The organism is Streptomyces sp. NPDC001816, from assembly GCF_042892235.1.
GTDB lineage: Bacteria > Actinomycetota > Actinomycetes > Streptomycetales > Streptomycetaceae > Streptomyces.
On record NZ_JBIATY010000013.1, the window covers coordinates 76609 to 93655 of the forward strand.

General features: G+C 71.8%; 17 protein-coding genes and 1 pseudogene. 11 read left to right on the forward strand and 7 right to left on the reverse strand.

What is annotated here, in order from left to right; genetic code table 11:
* Positions 1 to 5 precede the first annotated feature (5 nt).
* A complete protein-coding gene (locus tag ACFYZZ_RS35720) occupies positions 6 to 737 on the reverse strand; it encodes a ZIP family metal transporter (protein ID WP_386573956.1) in 732 nt (243 codons plus the stop codon).
* A gap of 118 nt (positions 738 to 855) precedes the next feature.
* Between ACFYZZ_RS35720 and cobM the strand changes: the two genes are divergently transcribed.
* Genes cobM through cobC form a run of 6 tightly spaced genes read left to right on the forward strand, consistent with a single transcriptional unit; the run spans position 856 to position 7197 of the window.
* A complete protein-coding gene (cobM, locus tag ACFYZZ_RS35725; RefSeq protein ID WP_389185235.1) occupies positions 856 to 1674 on the forward strand; it encodes a precorrin-4 C(11)-methyltransferase in 819 nt (272 codons plus the stop codon).
* On the forward strand, positions 1671 to 2903 hold the full coding sequence (cbiE, locus tag ACFYZZ_RS35730) for a precorrin-6y C5,15-methyltransferase (decarboxylating) subunit CbiE (protein WP_389185238.1): 1233 nt from the start codon (positions 1671 to 1673) through the stop codon (positions 2901 to 2903). The genes cobM and cbiE overlap by 4 nt, the downstream gene beginning before the upstream one ends.
* Entirely contained in the window at positions 2900 to 4627 is a 1728-nt protein-coding gene (gene cobJ, locus ACFYZZ_RS35735; protein ID WP_389185241.1) for a precorrin-3B C(17)-methyltransferase, read from the forward strand. Before cbiE ends, cobJ begins: the two co-directional genes overlap by 4 nt.
* A gap of 5 nt (positions 4628 to 4632) precedes the next feature.
* Positions 4633 to 5220 (forward strand): precorrin-8X methylmutase, encoded by a 588-nt coding sequence (locus ACFYZZ_RS35740; protein WP_389185753.1) that lies wholly within the window; start codon positions 4633 to 4635, stop codon positions 5218 to 5220.
* A complete protein-coding gene (locus ACFYZZ_RS35745) occupies positions 5217 to 6152 on the forward strand; it encodes a sirohydrochlorin chelatase (protein WP_389185244.1) in 936 nt (311 codons plus the stop codon). Before ACFYZZ_RS35740 ends, ACFYZZ_RS35745 begins: the two co-directional genes overlap by 4 nt.
* Positions 6142 to 7197, forward strand: coding sequence for an Rv2231c family pyridoxal phosphate-dependent protein CobC (gene cobC / locus ACFYZZ_RS35750; RefSeq protein WP_389185246.1), 1056 nt, complete (start codon positions 6142 to 6144; stop codon positions 7195 to 7197). Before ACFYZZ_RS35745 ends, cobC begins: the two co-directional genes overlap by 11 nt.
* A 16-nt stretch (positions 7198 to 7213) precedes the next feature.
* Here the strand turns inward: cobC and ACFYZZ_RS35755 are convergent, their stop codons facing one another.
* The 5 genes from ACFYZZ_RS35755 to ACFYZZ_RS35775 all read right to left on the reverse strand — a co-directional run bounded on the left by ACFYZZ_RS35755 (position 7214) and on the right by ACFYZZ_RS35775 (position 11868).
* Entirely contained in the window at positions 7214 to 8116 is a 903-nt protein-coding gene (locus ACFYZZ_RS35755; RefSeq protein ID WP_389185249.1) for an SCO1860 family LAETG-anchored protein, read from the reverse strand.
* A 143-nt stretch (positions 8117 to 8259) separates the two neighbouring features.
* Entirely contained in the window at positions 8260 to 9351 is a 1092-nt protein-coding gene (locus ACFYZZ_RS35760) for an amidohydrolase family protein (protein ID WP_389185252.1), read from the reverse strand.
* A gap of 42 nt (positions 9352 to 9393) precedes the next feature.
* Positions 9394 to 10188 carry an amino acid ABC transporter ATP-binding protein gene (locus ACFYZZ_RS35765; RefSeq protein ID WP_389185255.1) on the reverse strand — a complete coding sequence of 265 codons (795 nt, stop codon included), beginning with the start codon at positions 10186 to 10188 and terminating at the stop codon, positions 9394 to 9396.
* On the reverse strand, positions 10185 to 11021 hold the full coding sequence (locus ACFYZZ_RS35770) for an amino acid ABC transporter permease (protein ID WP_389185258.1): 837 nt from the start codon (positions 11019 to 11021) through the stop codon (positions 10185 to 10187). Before ACFYZZ_RS35770 ends, ACFYZZ_RS35765 begins: the two co-directional genes overlap by 4 nt.
* 4 nt (positions 11022 to 11025) lie before the next feature.
* Entirely contained in the window at positions 11026 to 11868 is an 843-nt protein-coding gene (locus ACFYZZ_RS35775; RefSeq protein ID WP_389185260.1) for a transporter substrate-binding domain-containing protein, read from the reverse strand.
* 141 nt (positions 11869 to 12009) lie between these two features.
* Between ACFYZZ_RS35775 and ACFYZZ_RS35780 the strand changes: the two are divergent.
* From ACFYZZ_RS35780 to thpD, 5 genes and pseudogenes are all read left to right on the forward strand, one after another.
* A pseudogene (locus tag ACFYZZ_RS35780) lies at positions 12010 to 12401 on the forward strand (aminotransferase class V-fold PLP-dependent enzyme); the annotation flags it as partial.
* A gap of 317 nt (positions 12402 to 12718) precedes the next feature.
* Positions 12719 to 13234 carry a diaminobutyrate acetyltransferase gene (gene ectA / locus ACFYZZ_RS35785; RefSeq protein WP_389185264.1) on the forward strand — a complete coding sequence of 172 codons (516 nt, stop codon included), beginning with the start codon at positions 12719 to 12721 and terminating at the stop codon, positions 13232 to 13234.
* Between the two features lie 13 nt (positions 13235 to 13247).
* Entirely contained in the window at positions 13248 to 14519 is a 1272-nt protein-coding gene (gene ectB / locus ACFYZZ_RS35790) for a diaminobutyrate--2-oxoglutarate transaminase (protein ID WP_389185267.1), read from the forward strand.
* A gap of 20 nt (positions 14520 to 14539) precedes the next feature.
* Positions 14540 to 14944, forward strand: a complete 405-nt coding sequence (locus ACFYZZ_RS35795) for an ectoine synthase (protein WP_389185270.1) — start codon at positions 14540 to 14542, stop codon at positions 14942 to 14944.
* Between the two features lie 5 nt (positions 14945 to 14949).
* Complete coding sequence (thpD, locus tag ACFYZZ_RS35800; RefSeq protein WP_389185273.1) at positions 14950 to 15837, forward strand: ectoine hydroxylase; 888 nt, start codon at positions 14950 to 14952, stop codon at positions 15835 to 15837.
* A 60-nt stretch (positions 15838 to 15897) separates the two neighbouring features.
* Here the strand turns inward: thpD and ACFYZZ_RS35805 are convergent, their stop codons facing one another.
* Positions 15898 to 16959 carry an aminotransferase class V-fold PLP-dependent enzyme gene (locus ACFYZZ_RS35805; RefSeq protein ID WP_389185276.1) on the reverse strand — a complete coding sequence of 354 codons (1062 nt, stop codon included), beginning with the start codon at positions 16957 to 16959 and terminating at the stop codon, positions 15898 to 15900.
* Between the last annotated feature and the right edge of the window lie 88 nt (positions 16960 to 17047).

Below are 17047 nucleotides of genomic sequence, written 5' to 3' on the forward strand. Positions count from 1 at the left end.
AGCGGTCAGCCGCCGGAGATGCCGACCACCAGCCAGATGAAGGCCGCGCCGGCCACCGTGCACAGCAGGGTGGAGCGGGCGGGGTGCTCATGGTGGGCCTCGGGGAGGATCTCGGCTGCGGCGAGATAGAGCAGCACGCCGCCGAAGAGGCCGAGATAGCCGCCGAGCAGCGGTTCGGGGATGTGGAAGAACGCGGTCGACAGCGCGCCCACCACGGGTGCGAACGCGTCGGCGACGAGCATGCCTATCGCCCGGCGCCGCGCGTTGCCGTACAGGCTCGTGATCGTGAAGGTGTTGAAGCCGTCGGCGAAGTCGTGCGCGATCACGGCGAGCGCGACGGAGGCGCCCATGCCGCCGCCCACCTGGAAGGCCGCGCCGATCGCCACACCGTCCATCGCGCTGTGGCCGACCATCGCGGCGGCCGCCGTCAGGCCCACCTCGGGCGCGCGGTGGTTGTGCTCGTCGCCCCCGTGCGCCGCCTGGCGCGCGGCCAGCGTGCGCTCCACCAGGTGGGCCAGCAGGAAACCGGCCACGAACAGCAGCAGGGCCGCGGGTACGCCGAAGATCTCGCGGTCGGCGGCGTGCAGCGCCTCCGGCAGCAGGTCCAGGCCGACCACGCCCAGCATCAGACCGCCGGCCAGCCCCAGGACCAGGTGGCGACGGTCGGTCACGCGCTGTGCCGTCCAGCCGCCGGCCAGCGTCATCAGGAACGCGCCGAGCGCGACAAAGACCGCCATAGGCCCTTGCTATCCGATGGAGGAGCCTTCGCGCACATCCGGCGCCGTCCACATGCTCCCAGACTCTGACATATCCCCCGATTTCGACTCGCACTTCCGCACGAGAGGACCCCTTCCCATGGCCGATGCCCCCACCGGCAAGGTGACGTTCGTCGGTGCCGGCCCCGGCGCCGCCGACCTGCTGACGTTCCGCGCCGCACGCGCGATCGCCGAGGCCGACGTGGTGATCTGGGCGGCGAGCCTGGTCCAGGCGGAGGTGCTGGAGCACGCGCGCGCGGACGCGGAGATCCTGGACTCGGCGACCATGTCCCTGGAGGACGTCGTGGCCGTCTACCGGCGGGCCCTGGCCGAGGGCCTGAAGGTCGCGCGGATCCACTCCGGCGACCCGGCGCTGTGGGGCGGCACGCAGGAGCAGCTGGACCGGTGCGCAGAGATCGGGATCGAGACCGAGATCGTGCCGGGCGTCTCGTCCTTCTCCGCCGTCGCCGCCCTCGCGCAGCGCGAGCTGACCATCCCGGAGGTCGCCCAGTCCGTGGTGCTGACCCGGCTGGGCGGCGGCAAGACGCCGATGCCGCCCGGCGAGGAGGTGCGCGAGTTCGCCCGGCACGGCACCACGATGGCGATCTTCCTGTCGGCGGCGCGCAGCGGCCAGCTGGTGCGGGAGCTGCTGGAGGGCGGCTACCCGACGGACACCCCCGTGGTCATCGCCTACCAGGCGACCTGGCCGGAGGAGCTGGTCGTGAAGTGCACGATCGGCACGCTGGAGGAGACGGTCAAGGAGCACAAGCTCTGGAAGCACACGCTCTTCCTGGTCGGCCCGGCGCTGGACGCCCACGGGACCCGTTCGCACCTGTACCACCCGGGCCACTTCCACGGGTACCGCAAGGCGGACCCCGAGGCGCGGCGGGCGCTGCGCGAGCGGGGTGCGAACAGTTGATCACGGTCGTCGGTACGGGGACGGGGGCGCCGGTTCCCGCGGACGTCCTCGCCGGTGCCGCCCTGGTCGTCGGCGGGCGGCGCCATCTGGACGCCGTACGGCTGCCCGAGGGCACGGAGCGGATCGTGCTCGGGCCGCTGGCGCCCGCCCTGGAGACGATCGCGGAGTACGTCGGCAAGGAGCTGCCGGTGGTCGTGCTGGCCTCCGGGGATCCCGGGTTCTTCGGGATCGTGCGGGCGCTGGCCGAGCGGTTCGGGGCCGGGCTGCTGGACGTGCGGCCCGGGGTGTCGTCGGTGGCGACGGCGTTCGCGCGGATCGGGCTGCCGTGGGACGACGCGGTCGTGGTGAGCGCGCACGGGCGCGACCTGCGCACGGCCGTCAACGTGTGCCGGGCGCACCCCAAGGTGGCCGTGCTGACCGGGCCCGGGGCCGGGCCCGCCGAACTGGGCGCCGCGCTCGGCGAAGGCCGGGTCCTCGTCGTGGCGAGCGCGCTCGGCGATCCCGAGCGCGAGCGCGTGGAGCGGGTGACGCCCGCCGAGGCCGCGGCACGGGACTGGGGTACGGCGGTGAGCGTGGTGCTGTGCCTGGACGAGACCCGGGCGCTGGGCGGGCTGCGCACGGTCGCCGGGGTGCCCGCGCGGCCGGACCGGTGGGCGCTGGACGAGAGCGAGTTCGCGCACCGCGACTCGATGATCACCAAGTTCGAGGTGCGGGCGCTGGCGTTGGCCCGGCTCGGGCCGCGCCTGGGCGACCTGGTGTGGGACGTCGGCGCGGGTTCGGGTTCGGTCGCCGTGGAGTGCGCGCGGCTCGGCGCGGCCGTCGTGGCCGTCGAGAAGACCCCGGACGGGGTCGAGCGGATCCACGCCAACGCGCGGGCGCACGGTGTCGACGTCCGCGTGGTGCACGGCTCGGCACCGGACGCGCTGGACGAACTCGACGATCCCGACGCGGTGTTCGTGGGCGGCGGCGGGCGCGAGCTGCCTGCCATCGTCGGCGCGTGCGCGCGGCGGACGCGGCGCACTGTTGTTGTGGCCATGGCAGCCCTTGACCGGGTACCGGCGGCGCGCGAGGCGCTGACGAGTGCCGGGTTCGCCTGCGACGGGGTGCTGTTGCAGTCGTCGCGGCTGGCGCCGCTGCCGGGTGACGTGACCCGGCTCGCGGCGACCAATCCCGTTTTCCTGCTGTGGGGCGTCAGAACCCCGGCGTCTAGAGAAGGAGTTGCCCAGTGATCGGCCTCATTTCCGCCACCGCGGCGGGGGCGGCGGCACGGGACCGGCTGGCCGCGGCCTGGCCGGACCGTACGCGGGTGTACGACGGCCCTGTCGGGGAGGCCGTCCGGGCCGCGTTCGCGGAGTGCGAGCAGCTGGTGTGCTTCCTGGCGACGGGCGCGACGGTACGGCTGCTCGCGCCGCTGCTCGGCGACAAGGCGGCGGACCCGGGTGTGGTGTGCGTGGACGAGGGCGGCCGCTTCGCGGTGTCGCTGGTCGGCGGGCACGGCGGCGGTGCCAACGAACTCGCCCGTGAGGTGGGCGCGTTGCTGGGCGCGGAGCCGGTGGTGACGACGGCGACGGACGCCGTGGGGCTGCCGGGTCTGGACACCCTCGGGTTCCCGTTCGAGGGCTCGGTCGCCACGGTGTCCCGGGCTCTGCTGGACGGCGAACCGGTCGCTCTGGAGGCCGAGGTGCCGTGGCCGCTGCCCCCGCTGCCGACCTCGCCGCAGGGGTCGTACACGGTCCGGCTCACGGACCGCGCCGTCGAACCGGGCGAGCGGGAGGTGCTGCTGCGGCCGCCGTCCCTGGTGGTCGGGGTCGGCGCGTCCAAGGGCGCGCCGGTCGAGGAGGTGCTCGGGCTGGTCGAGGACGTGCTGCGGGAGGCGAGGCTCTCGCCGAAGTCGGTGGCCGAACTCGCCACCGTGGACGCCAAGTCCGAGGAACCCGGCATCATCGCGGCCGCCGAGCGGCTGGGGGTGCCGCTGGTGACGTACCCGGCGGAGGAGCTGGCGGCCGTGCGGGTGCCCAACCCGTCAATCGCTCCGCTCGCGGCCGTCGGCACCCCCTCCGTCGCCGAGGCGGCGGCGCTGGTGCGCGGCGGTGAACTCCTCGTGCCCAAGCGGAAGTCCGAGCGTGCCGACGGGCAGCCGGCCATGGCGACCTGTGCCGTCGTACGACGCCCCGGGCGCGGGCGGCTCGCGGTGGTCGGGCTCGGCCCCGGCGCCCGGGACCTGCTCACCCCGCGCGCGGCGGCGGAGCTGCGGCGGGCGTCCGTGCTGGTGGGGCTCGACCAGTACGTCGACCAGATCCGTGACCTGCTGCGGCCCGGCACCCGGGTGCTGGAGTCGGGGCTCGGCGCGGAGGAGGAGCGGGCCCGCACGGCGGTCGCCGAGGCCCGCAAGGGGCATGCGGTGGCGCTGATCGGCAGCGGGGACGCGGGCGTGTACGCCATGGCCTCCCCCGCGCTCGCCGAGGCGTCCGACGACATCGACGTGGTCGGTGTGCCCGGTGTGACGGCCGCGCTGGCCGCCGGGGCGATCCTGGGCGCGCCGCTCGGCCACGACCATGTGTCGATCAGCCTGTCCGACCTGCACACGCCGTGGGAGGTCATCGAGCGGCGGGTGCGGGCGGCGGCCGAGGCGGACATCGTGGTCACCTTCTACAACCCGCGCTCCCGGGGCCGCGACTGGCAGCTGCCCAAGGCGCTCGCGATCCTCGCCGGGCACCGGGAGCCGACGACGCCCGTCGGTGTCGTACGCAACGCCTCGCGGCCGGACGAGTCGAGCCGGCTGACGACGCTGGCCGCGCTCGACCCGGCGACGGTCGACATGATGACGGTCGTGACCGTGGGCAACACGGCGACCCGGGACATCGCGGGGCGCATGGTGACCCCGCGCGGCTACCGCTGGCAGGAAAGCACACAGGTGAACACGCAGGAGAGCACGGAGGAGGGCGCCCAGTGAACCCTGTGGCCCGTGTGGTCCATCCCATCGAGCAGGAGTCCTTCCGGCGGCTGCGCGCCCGGCTGGACACCTCGCACTTCCCGCCGCTGACCCGGGCGGTGGTGGAGCGGGTCATCCACTCCGCCGCCGACCTGGAGTACGCGAGCGACCTCGTCACGGACGAGAGCGACCTGGTGAAGGCGCATGCCGCGCTGCACGCCGGGGCGCCCGTCGTCGTGGACGTGGAGATGGTCGCGGCCGGCATCACCCGCCGGGAGACCGTGTGCCGGCTGAAGGACGCCAAGGCCGGGCCGGGGCTGACCCGTTCCGCCCATGCGATCCGGCTCGCGTACGAGGAGGTCGGGCCCGGTGCCCTGTGGGTGATTGGCTGTGCGCCGACCGCCCTGGAGGAACTGCTGACCCTCGACGCCTCCCCCGCGCTCGTCATCGGCCTGCCCGTCGGCTTCGTCGGCGCGGCCGAGTCCAAGGAGGCGTTGCGGGCGAGCGGGCTGCCCGCCGTGAGCAACGTGTCCGAGAAGGGCGGCTCGGCGGTCGCCGCCGCCGCGCTCAACGCCCTGCTGTACCACCCGATTTCCCCGAAGGAGACCTCGTGACCACCCCTCCCCCCGCCCTGCTCGTCGCCGGCCACGGCACCCGGGACGAGGCCGGAGCCGAGGCGTTCCGCGACTTCGTGCGGGAACTGGGCCGCCGCCACCCCGAACTGCCCGTCGCGGGCGGTTTCATCGAGCTGTCCCCGCCGCCGCTGGGCGAGGCCGTCACCGACCTGGTCGAGCGAGGCGTACGGCGGTTCGCGGCCGTGCCGCTGATGCTGGTGTCCGCCGGGCACGCCAAGGGTGACATCCCGGCCGCGCTGGCCCGCGAGAAGGAGCGGCACGCCGGGATCTCGTACACCTACGGCCGCCCGCTGGGCCCGCACCCGTCGCTGCTGAACGTGCTGGAGCGGCGCCTTGACGAGGCCCTCGGGGGCACGGCCCGTACGCCCGAGGACCGGGCCGACGTGACCGTGCTGCTGGTGGGCCGGGGCTCCACCGACCCGGACGCCAACGCCGAGGTGCACAAGGCGGCCCGGCTGCTGTGGGAGGGGCGCGGGTACGCCGGTGTGGAGACGGCGTTCGTGTCGCTGGCGGCGCCGGACGTGCCGAGCGGTCTGGACCGGTGCGTGAAGCTGGGGGCGAAGCGGATCGTCGTCCTCCCCTACTTCCTGTTCACCGGCATCCTGCCGGACCGGGTGCGGCAGCAGTCCGAGGGCTGGGCGGCCGCGCACCCGGAGGTCGAGGTGCGCTCGGCGGACGTCATCGGGCCCGAGCCGGAGCTGCTGGATCTGGTGATGGAGCGGTACGAGGAGGCCGTCAAGGGCGACCTCCGGATGAACTGCGACTCCTGCGTCTACCGGATCGCGCTGCCGGGCTTCGAGGACAAGGTGGGGCTGCCGCAGCAGCCGCACTTCCACCCGGACGACGACGGCCACCACCACGGGCACGGGCACCACCATCACGGGGGGCACACGCACAGCCATGCACACTGACGACACCGGGCACGATCTGCGGCATCACGGGGACGCCGAGGTCCGTGACGACGGGGCCGCGCTGGTCGACCTCGCGGTCAACGTCCGCGCGGACACGCCTCCGACGTGGCTGCGGGAGCAGATCGCCGGGTCGCTGTCGTCGCTCGCGGCCTACCCGGACGGGCGGGCCGCGCGGGCGGCGGTGGCGGCGCGGCACCGGCTGCCGGTGGAGCGGGTACTGCTGACGGCCGGGGCGGCGGAGGCGTTCGTGCTGCTGGCGCGGGCGTTGAAGGTGCGCCGGCCGGTCGTCGTGCACCCGCAGTTCACGGAGCCGGAGGCGGCGCTGCGGGATGCGGGGCACACCGTGGACCGGGTGCTGCTGCGCGAGAGCGACGGCTTCCGGCTGGACCCGGCGGCCGTCCCCGAGGACGCCGACCTGGTGGTGATCGGGAACCCGACCAATCCGACGTCGGTCCTGCACCCGGCCGCCACGATCGCCGAACTCGCCCGCCCGGGGCGGACGTTGGTCGTCGACGAGGCGTTCATGGACGCGGTGCCGGGTGAGCGGGAGGCGTTGGCCGGGCGGACCGATGTGCCCGGTCTCGTCGTGCTGCGCAGCCTGACCAAGACGTGGGGGCTGGCCGGGCTGCGCATCGGCTACGTGCTGGCCGCGCCGGAGACGATCACCGAGCTGGAGCGGGCGCAACCGCTGTGGCCGGTGTCGACGCCGGCACTGGCCGCGGCCGAGGCGTGCGTGGCGCCGCGGGCCCTGGCGGAGGCGGCGCATGCGGCGCACCGGATCTCGGCGGACCGGGCCCATCTGGTGGCGGGGCTGAGCGCGTTCGCCGACCGGGGTGTGCGGGTGGCCGGTCCCGCCGAAGGACCGTTCGTGCTGGTGCGCATGCCGGACGCCGCCGCGGTACGACGGCGCCTGCGCGAGCTGGGATACGCGGTGCGGCGTGGGGACACGTTTCCCGGGCTGGACGCCGACTGGATACGCATGGCCGTACGGGACAGGGCCACGGTGAACGGATTCCTGGCGGGGCTGGAGCGGGCACTGGGCTGACCCCGCCAGGGGTCCGTCAGCTCTTGCGGCGTCGGGCCACCGTCACCGCTCCCCCGCCCACCAGCAGCAGCGCCAGCGCGCCGCCCGCGATGTACGGCGTCGCCGGGTTGCCGCCCGTCTCGGCCAGGTCGGCGCGGGCGCCCTGCGGCTTCACGTCGGACGCCGGGTCGTGGTTCGGGACCGGGTGTCCGGTGGGCGGGTGCATCGGGGACTCGCAGGTGGCCTTGGCCAGGGTGATCGTTCCTGCCACGTCGGCCACGTTGAGCTTCAGCGGGTTGACGGAGACCTTGAGTTCGAGGGCCGTCGCGGCCGCCGTGCGGGTCGTGGTCGCGTGCTGGGACAGGTCGAGGCGGACCTCGCCGACGCCAGGCACCTTCACCTCGGTCGGGCCGCCCGCGGTCAGCGTGACGCGCTTGCCGAGGACCGTGACGGCGCCGAGGACGTCGGCGGAGGCGACGGGCCGCTTGCCGACCGCGCAGGTCGCCTTCGCGGTGACCGTGTCGACCTCCACGAGGGAGAGCAGGGGCAGGCCCGGGACGTGCACCTTGGCGTGGACGACGCGGACCGAGCCCTCGGCGAGCTTCTTGTCCACCGTGGCCCTGGCCGTCGCGACGTCCGCGCCGAGGACCGTGAACGGCTTGCCGCCGTTCACGCCGTCGAGCCGGGCGGAGAGCGCGGTTCTGTCGGCGCTCCGGGGCGCCTGGACCTCGTTGAGGGTGACCGCGAGCGGGACGTTCACGGTCTTGTTGAGCAGGGACACGTCGAGTCCGGTGCGGAGCACGACGGCGGAGGCGCGACCGTGGTCGGTGGTCGCGTGCGCGGCGCCCGCGCCCAGGACCGCGGGACCTGCGGCCAGGGCGGTGACCGTCGCGACCGTGGCGAGACGGCGTGCGGGCATACGGAAGTTGTTGCTGTTCAAGGCGGTGGGACCCCCAGACGAAACTTGCTTGGGACCCGTCAACCTTGTACGCACTGTGGGTGAACGGTCAGCTATCCTGAGTTACTTCACTCAAACGTGAATATTCCGCACACTTCTTCGAATCACCGGGCACACGCGTTCCCTTACTCGACCACGGCCCCGTTCAGCACCACCCGGCTCGGCGCCGCCAGCACCCGTACGTCCGCCCGCGGGTCGGACTCGTACACCACCAGGTCGGCCGGTGCGCCCTCCTCCAGACCGGGGCGGCCCAGCCAGGCCCGGGCACCCCAGCTGGTGGCCGACAGTGCCTCGACCGGCGGGATGCCCGCGGTGACGAGTTCGGCGACCTCGCCCGCCACCAGGCCGTGGGCCAGCGAGCCGCCCGCGTCCGTGCCGACGTACACCGGGATGCCGGCGTCGTAGGCGCCGCGCACGGTGTCGTAGCGGCGCTCGTGCAGCCGGCGCATATGAGCCGACCAGCGCGGGTACCTGTTCTCGCCGCCCGCCGCGAGCTGCGGGAAGGTGGCGATGTTGACGAGGGTCGGGACGATCGCCACGCCACGCTCGGCGAAGAGCGGGATCAGGTCCTCGGTGAGGCCCGTGGCGTGCTCGATGCAGTCGATGCCCGCCTCGACCAGGTCGCGCAGGGAGTCGGTGGCGAAGCAGTGCGCGGTGACGCGGGCGCCGAGGCGGTGGGCCTCGGCGATGGCCGCCTCCACCGCCTCGCGAGGCCAGCAGGCGGACAGGTCGCCGAGGTCGCGGTCGATCCAGTCGCCGACCAGCTTGACCCAGCCGTCGCCGCGCCGGGCCTCCTGCGCGACGTACGCGACGAGTTCGTCCGGCTCGATCTCGTGGGCGTAGTTCCTCATGTAGCGACGGGTGCGGGCGATGTGCCGGCCGGCCCGGATGATCTTCGGGAGGTCGTCGCGGTCGTCGACCCAGCGGGTGTCGGAGGGCGAGCCCGCGTCGCGGATCAGCAGGGTGCCGGTCTCCCGGTCGGTCAGCGCCTGCTTCTCGGCGGTGTCCGCGTCCACCGGGCCGTCCGCGCCGAGTCCGACGTGGCAGTGCGCGTCGACCAGGCCGGGCAGCGCCCAGCCCTCGACGGTCCGGACGTCCCGGGCCCCGGCGGGACGGTCGTAGCAGACGCGCCCGCCGACCACCCACAGCTCGTCGCGGACGTCCTCGGGGCCCACCAGGACCCGGCCCTTCACGTGCAGCACCGCGTGATCGCTCATGCATCGCACCTTAATGAGCCAGGGCGCGGTCGTGTTAGTGAGCTAGGACTCGGACTTCCCGATCTGGTCCGACGTCTCCTCCTCCACCTGAGCCATCGCCGGGTCGAGCAGGCGGGAGAGGAAGTGGCGGGTGCGCTCGTGCTGCGGGTTGCCGATGACCTGGTCGGGGCTGCCGTCCTCGACAATCACGCCGCCGTCCATGAAGACGACGCGGTCGGCGACCTCGCGGGCGAAGGTCATCTCGTGGGTGACGACCATCATGGTCATGCCCTCGGTGGCGAGCATGCGCATGACGGCGAGGACGTCGCCGACCAGCTCCGGGTCAAGCGCCGAGGTCGGCTCGTCGAAGAGCATCACCTCGGGGCCCATCGCCAGCGCGCGGGCGATGGCCACGCGCTGCTGCTGGCCGCCGGAGAGGGAGGACGGGTAGGCGTCCGCCTTCTCGGACAGGCCGACCCGGGCGAGGTTCTCGGCGGCGGTCTTCGCGGCCGTGGCCTTGTCCCGCTTGAGGACCCGGCGCTGCGGGAGCGTGAGGTTCTCGGTGACGGTCAGGTGCGGGAAGAGGTTGAACTGCTGGAAGACCATGCCGATGCGGCGGCGTGCGGCGTCGATGTCGACGTCCGGGTCGGTGATCTCGGTGCCGCCGACGAAGACCTGGCCCTGGCTGGGCTCCTCCAGGAGGTTCACGCACCGCAGCAGGGTCGACTTGCCGGAGCCGGACGGGCCGATGACGCAGACGACCTCGCCCTGGCCGATCTCCAGGTCGATGCCGCGCAGGACGTGGTTGTCGCCGAAGGACTTGTGCAGGTCCTGGACGCGGATCTCCGGGCGGCTCACCGGATCGCCTCCTTGGTGGAATTGGACTCCATGCGGCGGACGACGAAGCCGAGCGGGATGGTGATGAGCAGGTAGCACAGGCCAGCGACCAGAATCGGGGTGGAGTTGGCGGTCGTGCTGGCCAGGTCGTTGCCGAACTTGGACAGCTCGCGCTCCTCCAGGGTGACGCCGAGGAACAGCACCAGCGAGGAGTCCTTGAAGAGCAGGACCAGCTCATTGGTCAGCGGCGGCAGGATGATCCGGAAGGCCTGCGGGATGATGATGGAGATCATGGCCCGGGCAGGCGAGAAGCCCAGGGAACGGGCCGCCTCCATCTGCCCCTTGGGCACCGCCTGGATACCGGCGCGGATGGTCTCCGCCATGTACGCGGCGGAGACCAGGCCGAGGGCGACCGCGACCTTGCCGTAGGTGCCGCCGGGGTACTGGATGTCGGGGAAGGCCAGCGGCACGCCGACACCGACGAAGATGAAGATCAGCAGGGCGGGCAGGCCGCGGAAGATCTCGATGTAGATGCCGGCGACCCAGCGGTACGGCCCCACGGAGGACAGCCGCATCAGGGCTATGACCATGCCGAGGGCGAGGCCCACGACGAAGCCGGACAGGGTGTACAGCACGGTGTTCTTGAGCGCCACCGTGATGACGTCCGGGAACATCTGCTCGGCGATGTGGGCCTGCGCGAACTGGTTCTTCAGCCGTCCCCAGTCCGCCGCGGCCGCGAACGCGGCCACGGCGGCGACGAAGACGGCGTACTGCGCCGCGCGCGACAGCCTGCGCTTCTGGCGGCGCGTCAGGCCTGTCTTCCTCGGCTGGATCTGCGTGTCCGTCTCGGTCATGGGATCAGGAGGCGGACGGCGAGGCGGCGGAGGCGTTGTACGGGCCGATCCACTGCTCGTAGATCTTCTTGTAGGTGCCGTCGGCCTTGGCCTGCTTGAGCGCCTTGTTGATGGCCTCGCGCAGCGCGGTGTTGCCCTTCTTCACCGTGAAGCCGTACTGCTCACCGGTGTTGAGGTTGTCGACGACCTTGAAGGCGTCGGCGTTGGCCTTGTCCTTCAGCCAGCCCTGGACGACCGGGTAGTCGATGATGACGGCCTGGACCTGGCCGGTGCGCAGACCGTTGAGGACCGCGTCCGAGGAGTGGAAGGAGACCGGGTCGAAGCCCTTGCTCTTGGCGTAGTCCTCGCCGGTGGTCTGCGCCTGGGCACCGAGCTTCTTGCCCTTGACCAAGACGTCGGCGAGCGAGTTCACGCCGGCCTTCTTGTCGACGAGGACGGCCTGGGTGGCCTCGAAGTACGGGTCGGAGAAGTCGACGTTCTTCTTGCGCTCGGCGGTGATCGTCATGCCGGCGGCGGCGAGGTCGCACTGCCCGGAGTTGAGGAAGGCGCCGGTCTTGAAGTTCTCGAACGGCGTGTCCAGGATCTGCTGCTTGACGCCCAGGTCCTTGGCGACGAGGTCGATCAGGGAGACGTCGAAGCCCTGCACCTTGCCGTTGATCTCCGACTGGAACGGCGGGTACGGCAGGTGGGTGCAGGTGGTCAGCTGACCGGCCTTGACGAGGTGGACGCCCTTGACGGTGGTCTTGCCGCCCGAGTCGCCGGAGGAGCAGCCGGCCACGAGCACGAGTCCGGCCGTCGCGGTGATGGCGGCCAGGATGCGGGCCCGGCGCCCGAGGAGCGTTGTCATGGGTGGATCTCCCTATGGGGGAACTGTGGGTTCCGATTATAAGGAAGAGTTTGAGCCCCTCAAACCAAACCGATGGTTACAGAGCCTCTCGACTTAAGATCGGTGGAGTCGCACCCTTTGCACACCCCCTGAATGCGCGCGTACGGCCAGACGTTCGGCGACTGGCTCCGGGACGCCGGCGCCACGGTGTACGACCTCGCAGTGCCCTTCCACACCGCCGTGACGGCCCAGCTGGTCCGGGAAGCCTTCGCCGCCCACCCGGAGATCGGCGAGGTGGTACGGGAGCACGGCGCGCCGTTCTACCTGGACGCGGTCGCCTCCGTCGGGGCGGAGCCGGTGCTGCCGGACGCGTGGGGCGTCGACCTGTGCGTGATCGGCGCGCAGAAGGCGATGGGCGGCCCGGCGGGCGTGTCGGCGATCTCGGTGAGCGAGCGGGCGTGGGCCCGCATGGCGGGCAACCCGAACGCGCCGCGCCGCTCTTACCCACCCTCCTCGACTGGAAGGAGCGCTGGATCGACGGCGACCGCCCAGCACCGCGACGCCACGCCGGACGCGCTGCGGGCCGAGTCCGCTGCGTAAAGTCCGGCGCCTGAAATTCACACGACCCACATTAATTCCGGCTCCTATTTCCAGAATTCCACCCAGAACAGCTTCCCGTCTTCTTCTGCCCGCTTTTTTCGAGGCTAAACAACAAGATTTCGTAGGGATTTCTGAGCTGTGACACACTCCACACCAGGTGTGTTTTGTCATGATTTGATGTGGGGCAAAACAGGCATTTCGCCGCCTCCGGCCCTCACTCCGGTCAACCCTCCCGTGCATTTCTGAATTTGCCTCGCTAAATTCGTGCCGCATGACTGCCCGACCAGCAGACCTGCTCATCGACCGACCGGCCGTGTCCGACGGAGCCGCGCTCTGGCGTCTCGCCAAGGACTCGAAAACCCTCGACCTGAACTCCTCGTACAGCTATCTGCTGTGGTGCCGGGACTTCGCCGGCACCTCGGCGGTGGCGCGCGGCGCGGACGGCGAGCCCGTCGGTTTCGTCACCGGGTACGTGCGGCCCGACCGCCCCGGCACCCTGCTCGTCTGGCAGGTCGCCGTCGACTCCGCCCACCGGGGTCTGGGCATCGCCGCCGCACTGCTGGACGGGCTGACCGCCCGGCTCACCGCCGAGCGCGGCATCACCACCGTCGAGACCACCATCACCCCCGGGAACACCGCCTCCGAGCGGCTGTTCACCTCGTTCGCCGCCCGCCACGGCGCCGACCTGGCCCGCGAGGTGCTGTTCCCCGCCGACCTGTTCCCGGACGGCCCGCACGACCCCGAAGTGCTGTACCGCATCGGCCCGTTGACCCCCACCGCGCACTGAGGAGCGATTCACCGTGACCATCACCCAGCCCGACCTCAGCGTCTTCGAGACACTCGAGTCCGAGGTTCGCAGCTACTGCCGCGGCTGGCCCACCGTGTTCGACCGTGCGCAGGGCAGCCGGATGTACGACGAGGACGGCCACGCGTACCTCGACTTCTTCGCCGGGGCCGGCTCACTCAACTACGGCCACAACAACCCGGTCCTGAAACGGGCGTTGATCGACTATCTGTCCCGGGACGGCGTCACCCACGGCCTGGACATGTCGACCACCGCCAAGCGGACCTTCCTGCAGACCTTCCAGGACCTGGTGCTGCGCCCGCGCGACCTGCCCTACAAGGTCATGTTCCCGGGCCCGACCGGCACCAACGCCGTGGAGTCCGCGCTGAAGCTCGCCCGGAAGGTGAAGGGGCGGGAGGCGATCGTGTCGTTCACGAACGCCTTCCACGGCATGTCGCTGGGCTCCCTCGCCGTCACCGGCAACGCCTTCAAGCGGGCCGGCGCCGGCATCCCGCTGGTGCACGGCACGCCCATGCCGTTCGACAACTACTTCGACGGCACGGTCCCGGACTTTCTCTGGTTCGAGCGGCTCCTTGAGGACCAGGGGTCCGGGCTCAACAAGCCCGCAGCCGTGATCGTGGAGACCGTGCAGGGCGAGGGCGGCATCAACGTCGCGCGCCCGGAGTGGCTGCGGGCGCTCGCCGAGCTGTGCGAGCGGCAGGACATGCTGCTCATCGTCGACGACATCCAGATGGGCTGCGGCCGTACCGGCGCGTTCTTCTCTTTCGAGGAGGCGGGCATCACGCCCGACATCGTCACGGTCTCCAAGTCGATCAGCGGGTACGGCCTGCCGATGTCGCTGTGCCTCTTCAAGCCCGAACTCGACGTCTGGGAGCCGGGCGAGCACAACGGCACCTTCCGCGGCAACAACCCCGCGTTCGTCACGGCCACCGCTGCCCTGGAGACGTACTGGACCGACGGCTCCGCCATGGAGAAGCAGACCCGCGCCCGCGGCGAGCAGATCGAGCAGGCGCTGATCTCCATCACCGAGGAGAACCTCGCCGACGTGAAGGAGTACCGAGGGCGCGGTCTCGTCTGGGGCCTGGAGTTCCACGACAAGGACCGGGCCGGGCGGATCGCCCGACGGGCCTTCGAACTCGGGCTGCTCATCGAGACGTCCGGCCCGGAGGGCGAGGTCGTCAAGCTGCTGCCCGCCCTCACCGTCACCGCCGACGAACTGGACGAGGGGCTGAGCGTCCTCGCCCGTGCCGTCCGGGAAACCATCTAGCAAGGAGGCTGTGCACCACCGTGATCGTCCGATCGTTCAAGGACATCGAAGGCACCGACCGGCATGTGCGGGCGAAGTCCGGCACCTGGGAGAGCAAGCGGATCGTCCTCGCCAAGGAGCGCGTCGGCTTCTCCCTGCACGAGACCGTCCTGTACGCCGGGACCGAGACGTCGATGTGGTACGCCAACCACATCGAGGCGGTCGTCTGCGTCGAGGGCGAGGCCGAACTCACCGACCACGAGACCGGGAAGACGTACACGATCACTCCCGGCACCATGTACCTCCTCGACGGGCACGAGCGGCACACGCTGCGCGTCAAGGAGGACTTCCGCTGCATCTGCGTGTTCAACCCGCCCGTGACGGGACGGGAGGACCACGACGAGAACGGCGTCTATCCCCTGCTCACCGAGCCCGAGGAGGTGTGACACCCATGACCACCGTCACCGACCTGTATCCCAGCCGGCGCCCCGCCGAGGTGACCGTCCCCCGCCAGGACCCGGTCGTCTGGGGCTCCCCGACGACGCCCGGCCCGATTACGACCGACGGCCTCCAGTCGTACGAGCGTGACGGGTTCCTCGCCATCGACCAGCTGATCACCCCCGACGAGGTCGAGGTCTACAAGGCCGAGCTGGACCGGCTGATCGCGGACCCGGCGATCCGGGCCGACGAGCGCTCGATCGTCGAACCGAAGTCGCAGGAGATCCGCTCCGTCTTCGAGGTGCACCGGATCAGCCAGGTGTTCGCGAACCTGGTGCGGGACGAGCGGGTGGTCGGCCGTGCCCGGCAGATCCTCGGCTCCGACGTCTACGTCCACCAGTCCCGGATCAACGTCAAGCCGGGCTTCGGGGCGAGCGGCTTCTACTGGCACTCGGACTTCGAGACCTGGCACGCCGAGGACGGTCTGCCGAACATGCGCACGGTGTCCGTCTCGATCGCGCTGACCGAGAACTACGACACCAACGGCGGCCTGATGATCATGCCGGGCTCGCACCGGACGTTCCTGGGCTGCGCCGGGGCCACGCCCGAGGACAACTACAAGAAGTCGCTGCAGATGCAGGACGCGGGCACGCCGTCCGACGAGGCGCTGACCAAGATGGCTAGCGAGTACGGCATCCGGCTGTTCACGGGCAGGGCCGGCTCGGCGACCTGGTTCGACTGCAACTGCATGCACGGGTCCGGCGACAACATCACGCCGTTCCCGCGCAGCAACGTCTTCATCGTGTTCAACAGCGTGGAGAACGCGGCGGTGGAGCCGTTCGCCGCGCCGGTGCGCCGGCCTGAGTTCATTGGCGCGCGCGACTTCACCCCGGTGAAGTAACCCCCAGAGCACCGGGCCGGGGCCTCCTCGTGTGGGACGGGAGGTCCCGGTCCGGTCGTGTCAGCCGGACAGCGCGTCCAGCAGGCGGTCCACGTCCGCGGGCGTGTTGAACAGGTGGAAGGCCGCGCGCAGGTTGCCCGCGCGGTTGGAGACCTCGATGCCGGCGCGGCTCAGCTCGGGCTGGCGGCCGCCGAGTCCGGGGACCGAGACGATCGCCGAGCCGGGTGCGGGCACGGCCGCGTGGCCGAGGGTCGCGAGCCCGGCCCGGAACCGGTCGGCGAGGGCCACGTCGTGGGCGTGGACCGCGGCCACGCCGAGTTCCTCGATCAGTTCGAGGGAGCGGCGCAGCCCGGCGTAGGTGAACAGGGCGTGGGTGAGGTCGAACCGCCGGGCGGAGTGGGCGAGTTCGGCGACCGGGCCGTAGCAGCTGTCCCACGGCTGCTCGGCCGCGACCCAGCCCGCGAGCAGCGGGGTGAGCCCGCCGAAGTCCTCGGGGACCGTGAGGAAGGCCGCGCCGTGCGGGCCGAGCAGCCACTTGAAGGAGGCCGTGGCGGTGAAGTCGTAGGCGTCCGCGTCCATCGGCAGCCAGCCGGCGGCCTGGGAGAAGTCGACGTAGGTGCGCGCCCCGTGCGCACGGGCGGCCTCCCGCAGGGCGGGCAGGTCGGCGAGGCGGCCGTCGGCGGACTGGGCGGCGCTGACCGCGACCAGCGCGGTGTCCGGGCGGACGGACTCGGCGATCCGCTCCAGCGGCACCGCGCGGACCTTGAGGTCGCCGCGGACGTGGAAGGGGTTCAGCACGGAGGTGAAGTCGTCCTCGGCGGTGAGGACTTCGGCCCCGGCGGGCAGCGAGGCGGCGATCACGCCGGAGTGCGCGGCGACCGAGGCGCCCGCCGCGACCCGGGTGGCCGGGACTCCGGCGAGCCGGGCGTACCCGGCCCGGCAGGCCTCGACGTCCTCGAACAGCGGGGTCAGCGGACGGCCCTCGGCCCGCAGCAGCGCCGCCTCGTGCAGGGCGGCGACGGTACGGGCGGGCAGCAGGCCGTTGCTGGCGGTGTTGAGGTAGGTGGTCTTCGGGGTGAACTCGGCGCGGACGAGGCTCTCGAACGTCTCCGTGGTCTCCATGGGTCCACTCTGCGGCCGGATGAAGTCGTAGTCCATTGCCGATTTTTACGTGGATCCGCTTAGAGACGCTTATACGTCCGCGCCGACC

Excerpts from the sequence above, each read along its gene's own strand:
- ACFYZZ_RS35720 (WP_386573956.1), bottom strand. The coding sequence starts at position 737 with ATGGCGGTCTTTGTCGCGCTCGGCGCGTTCCTGATGACGCTGGCCGGC.
- cobM (WP_389185235.1), top strand. The coding sequence starts at position 856 with ATGGCCGATGCCCCCACCGGCAAGGTGACGTTCGTCGGTGCCGGCCCC.
- cobC (WP_389185246.1), top strand. The coding sequence starts at position 6,142 with ATGCACACTGACGACACCGGGCACGATCTGCGGCATCACGGGGACGCC.
- ACFYZZ_RS35760 (WP_389185252.1), bottom strand. The coding sequence starts at position 9,351 with ATGAGCGATCACGCGGTGCTGCACGTGAAGGGCCGGGTCCTGGTGGGC.
- ACFYZZ_RS35770 (WP_389185258.1), bottom strand. The coding sequence starts at position 11,021 with ATGACCGAGACGGACACGCAGATCCAGCCGAGGAAGACAGGCCTGACG.
- ACFYZZ_RS35775 (WP_389185260.1), bottom strand. The coding sequence starts at position 11,868 with ATGACAACGCTCCTCGGGCGCCGGGCCCGCATCCTGGCCGCCATCACC.
- ectA (WP_389185264.1), top strand. The coding sequence starts at position 12,719 with ATGACTGCCCGACCAGCAGACCTGCTCATCGACCGACCGGCCGTGTCC.
- thpD (WP_389185273.1), top strand. The coding sequence starts at position 14,950 with ATGACCACCGTCACCGACCTGTATCCCAGCCGGCGCCCCGCCGAGGTG.
- ACFYZZ_RS35805 (WP_389185276.1), bottom strand. The coding sequence starts at position 16,959 with ATGGAGACCACGGAGACGTTCGAGAGCCTCGTCCGCGCCGAGTTCACC.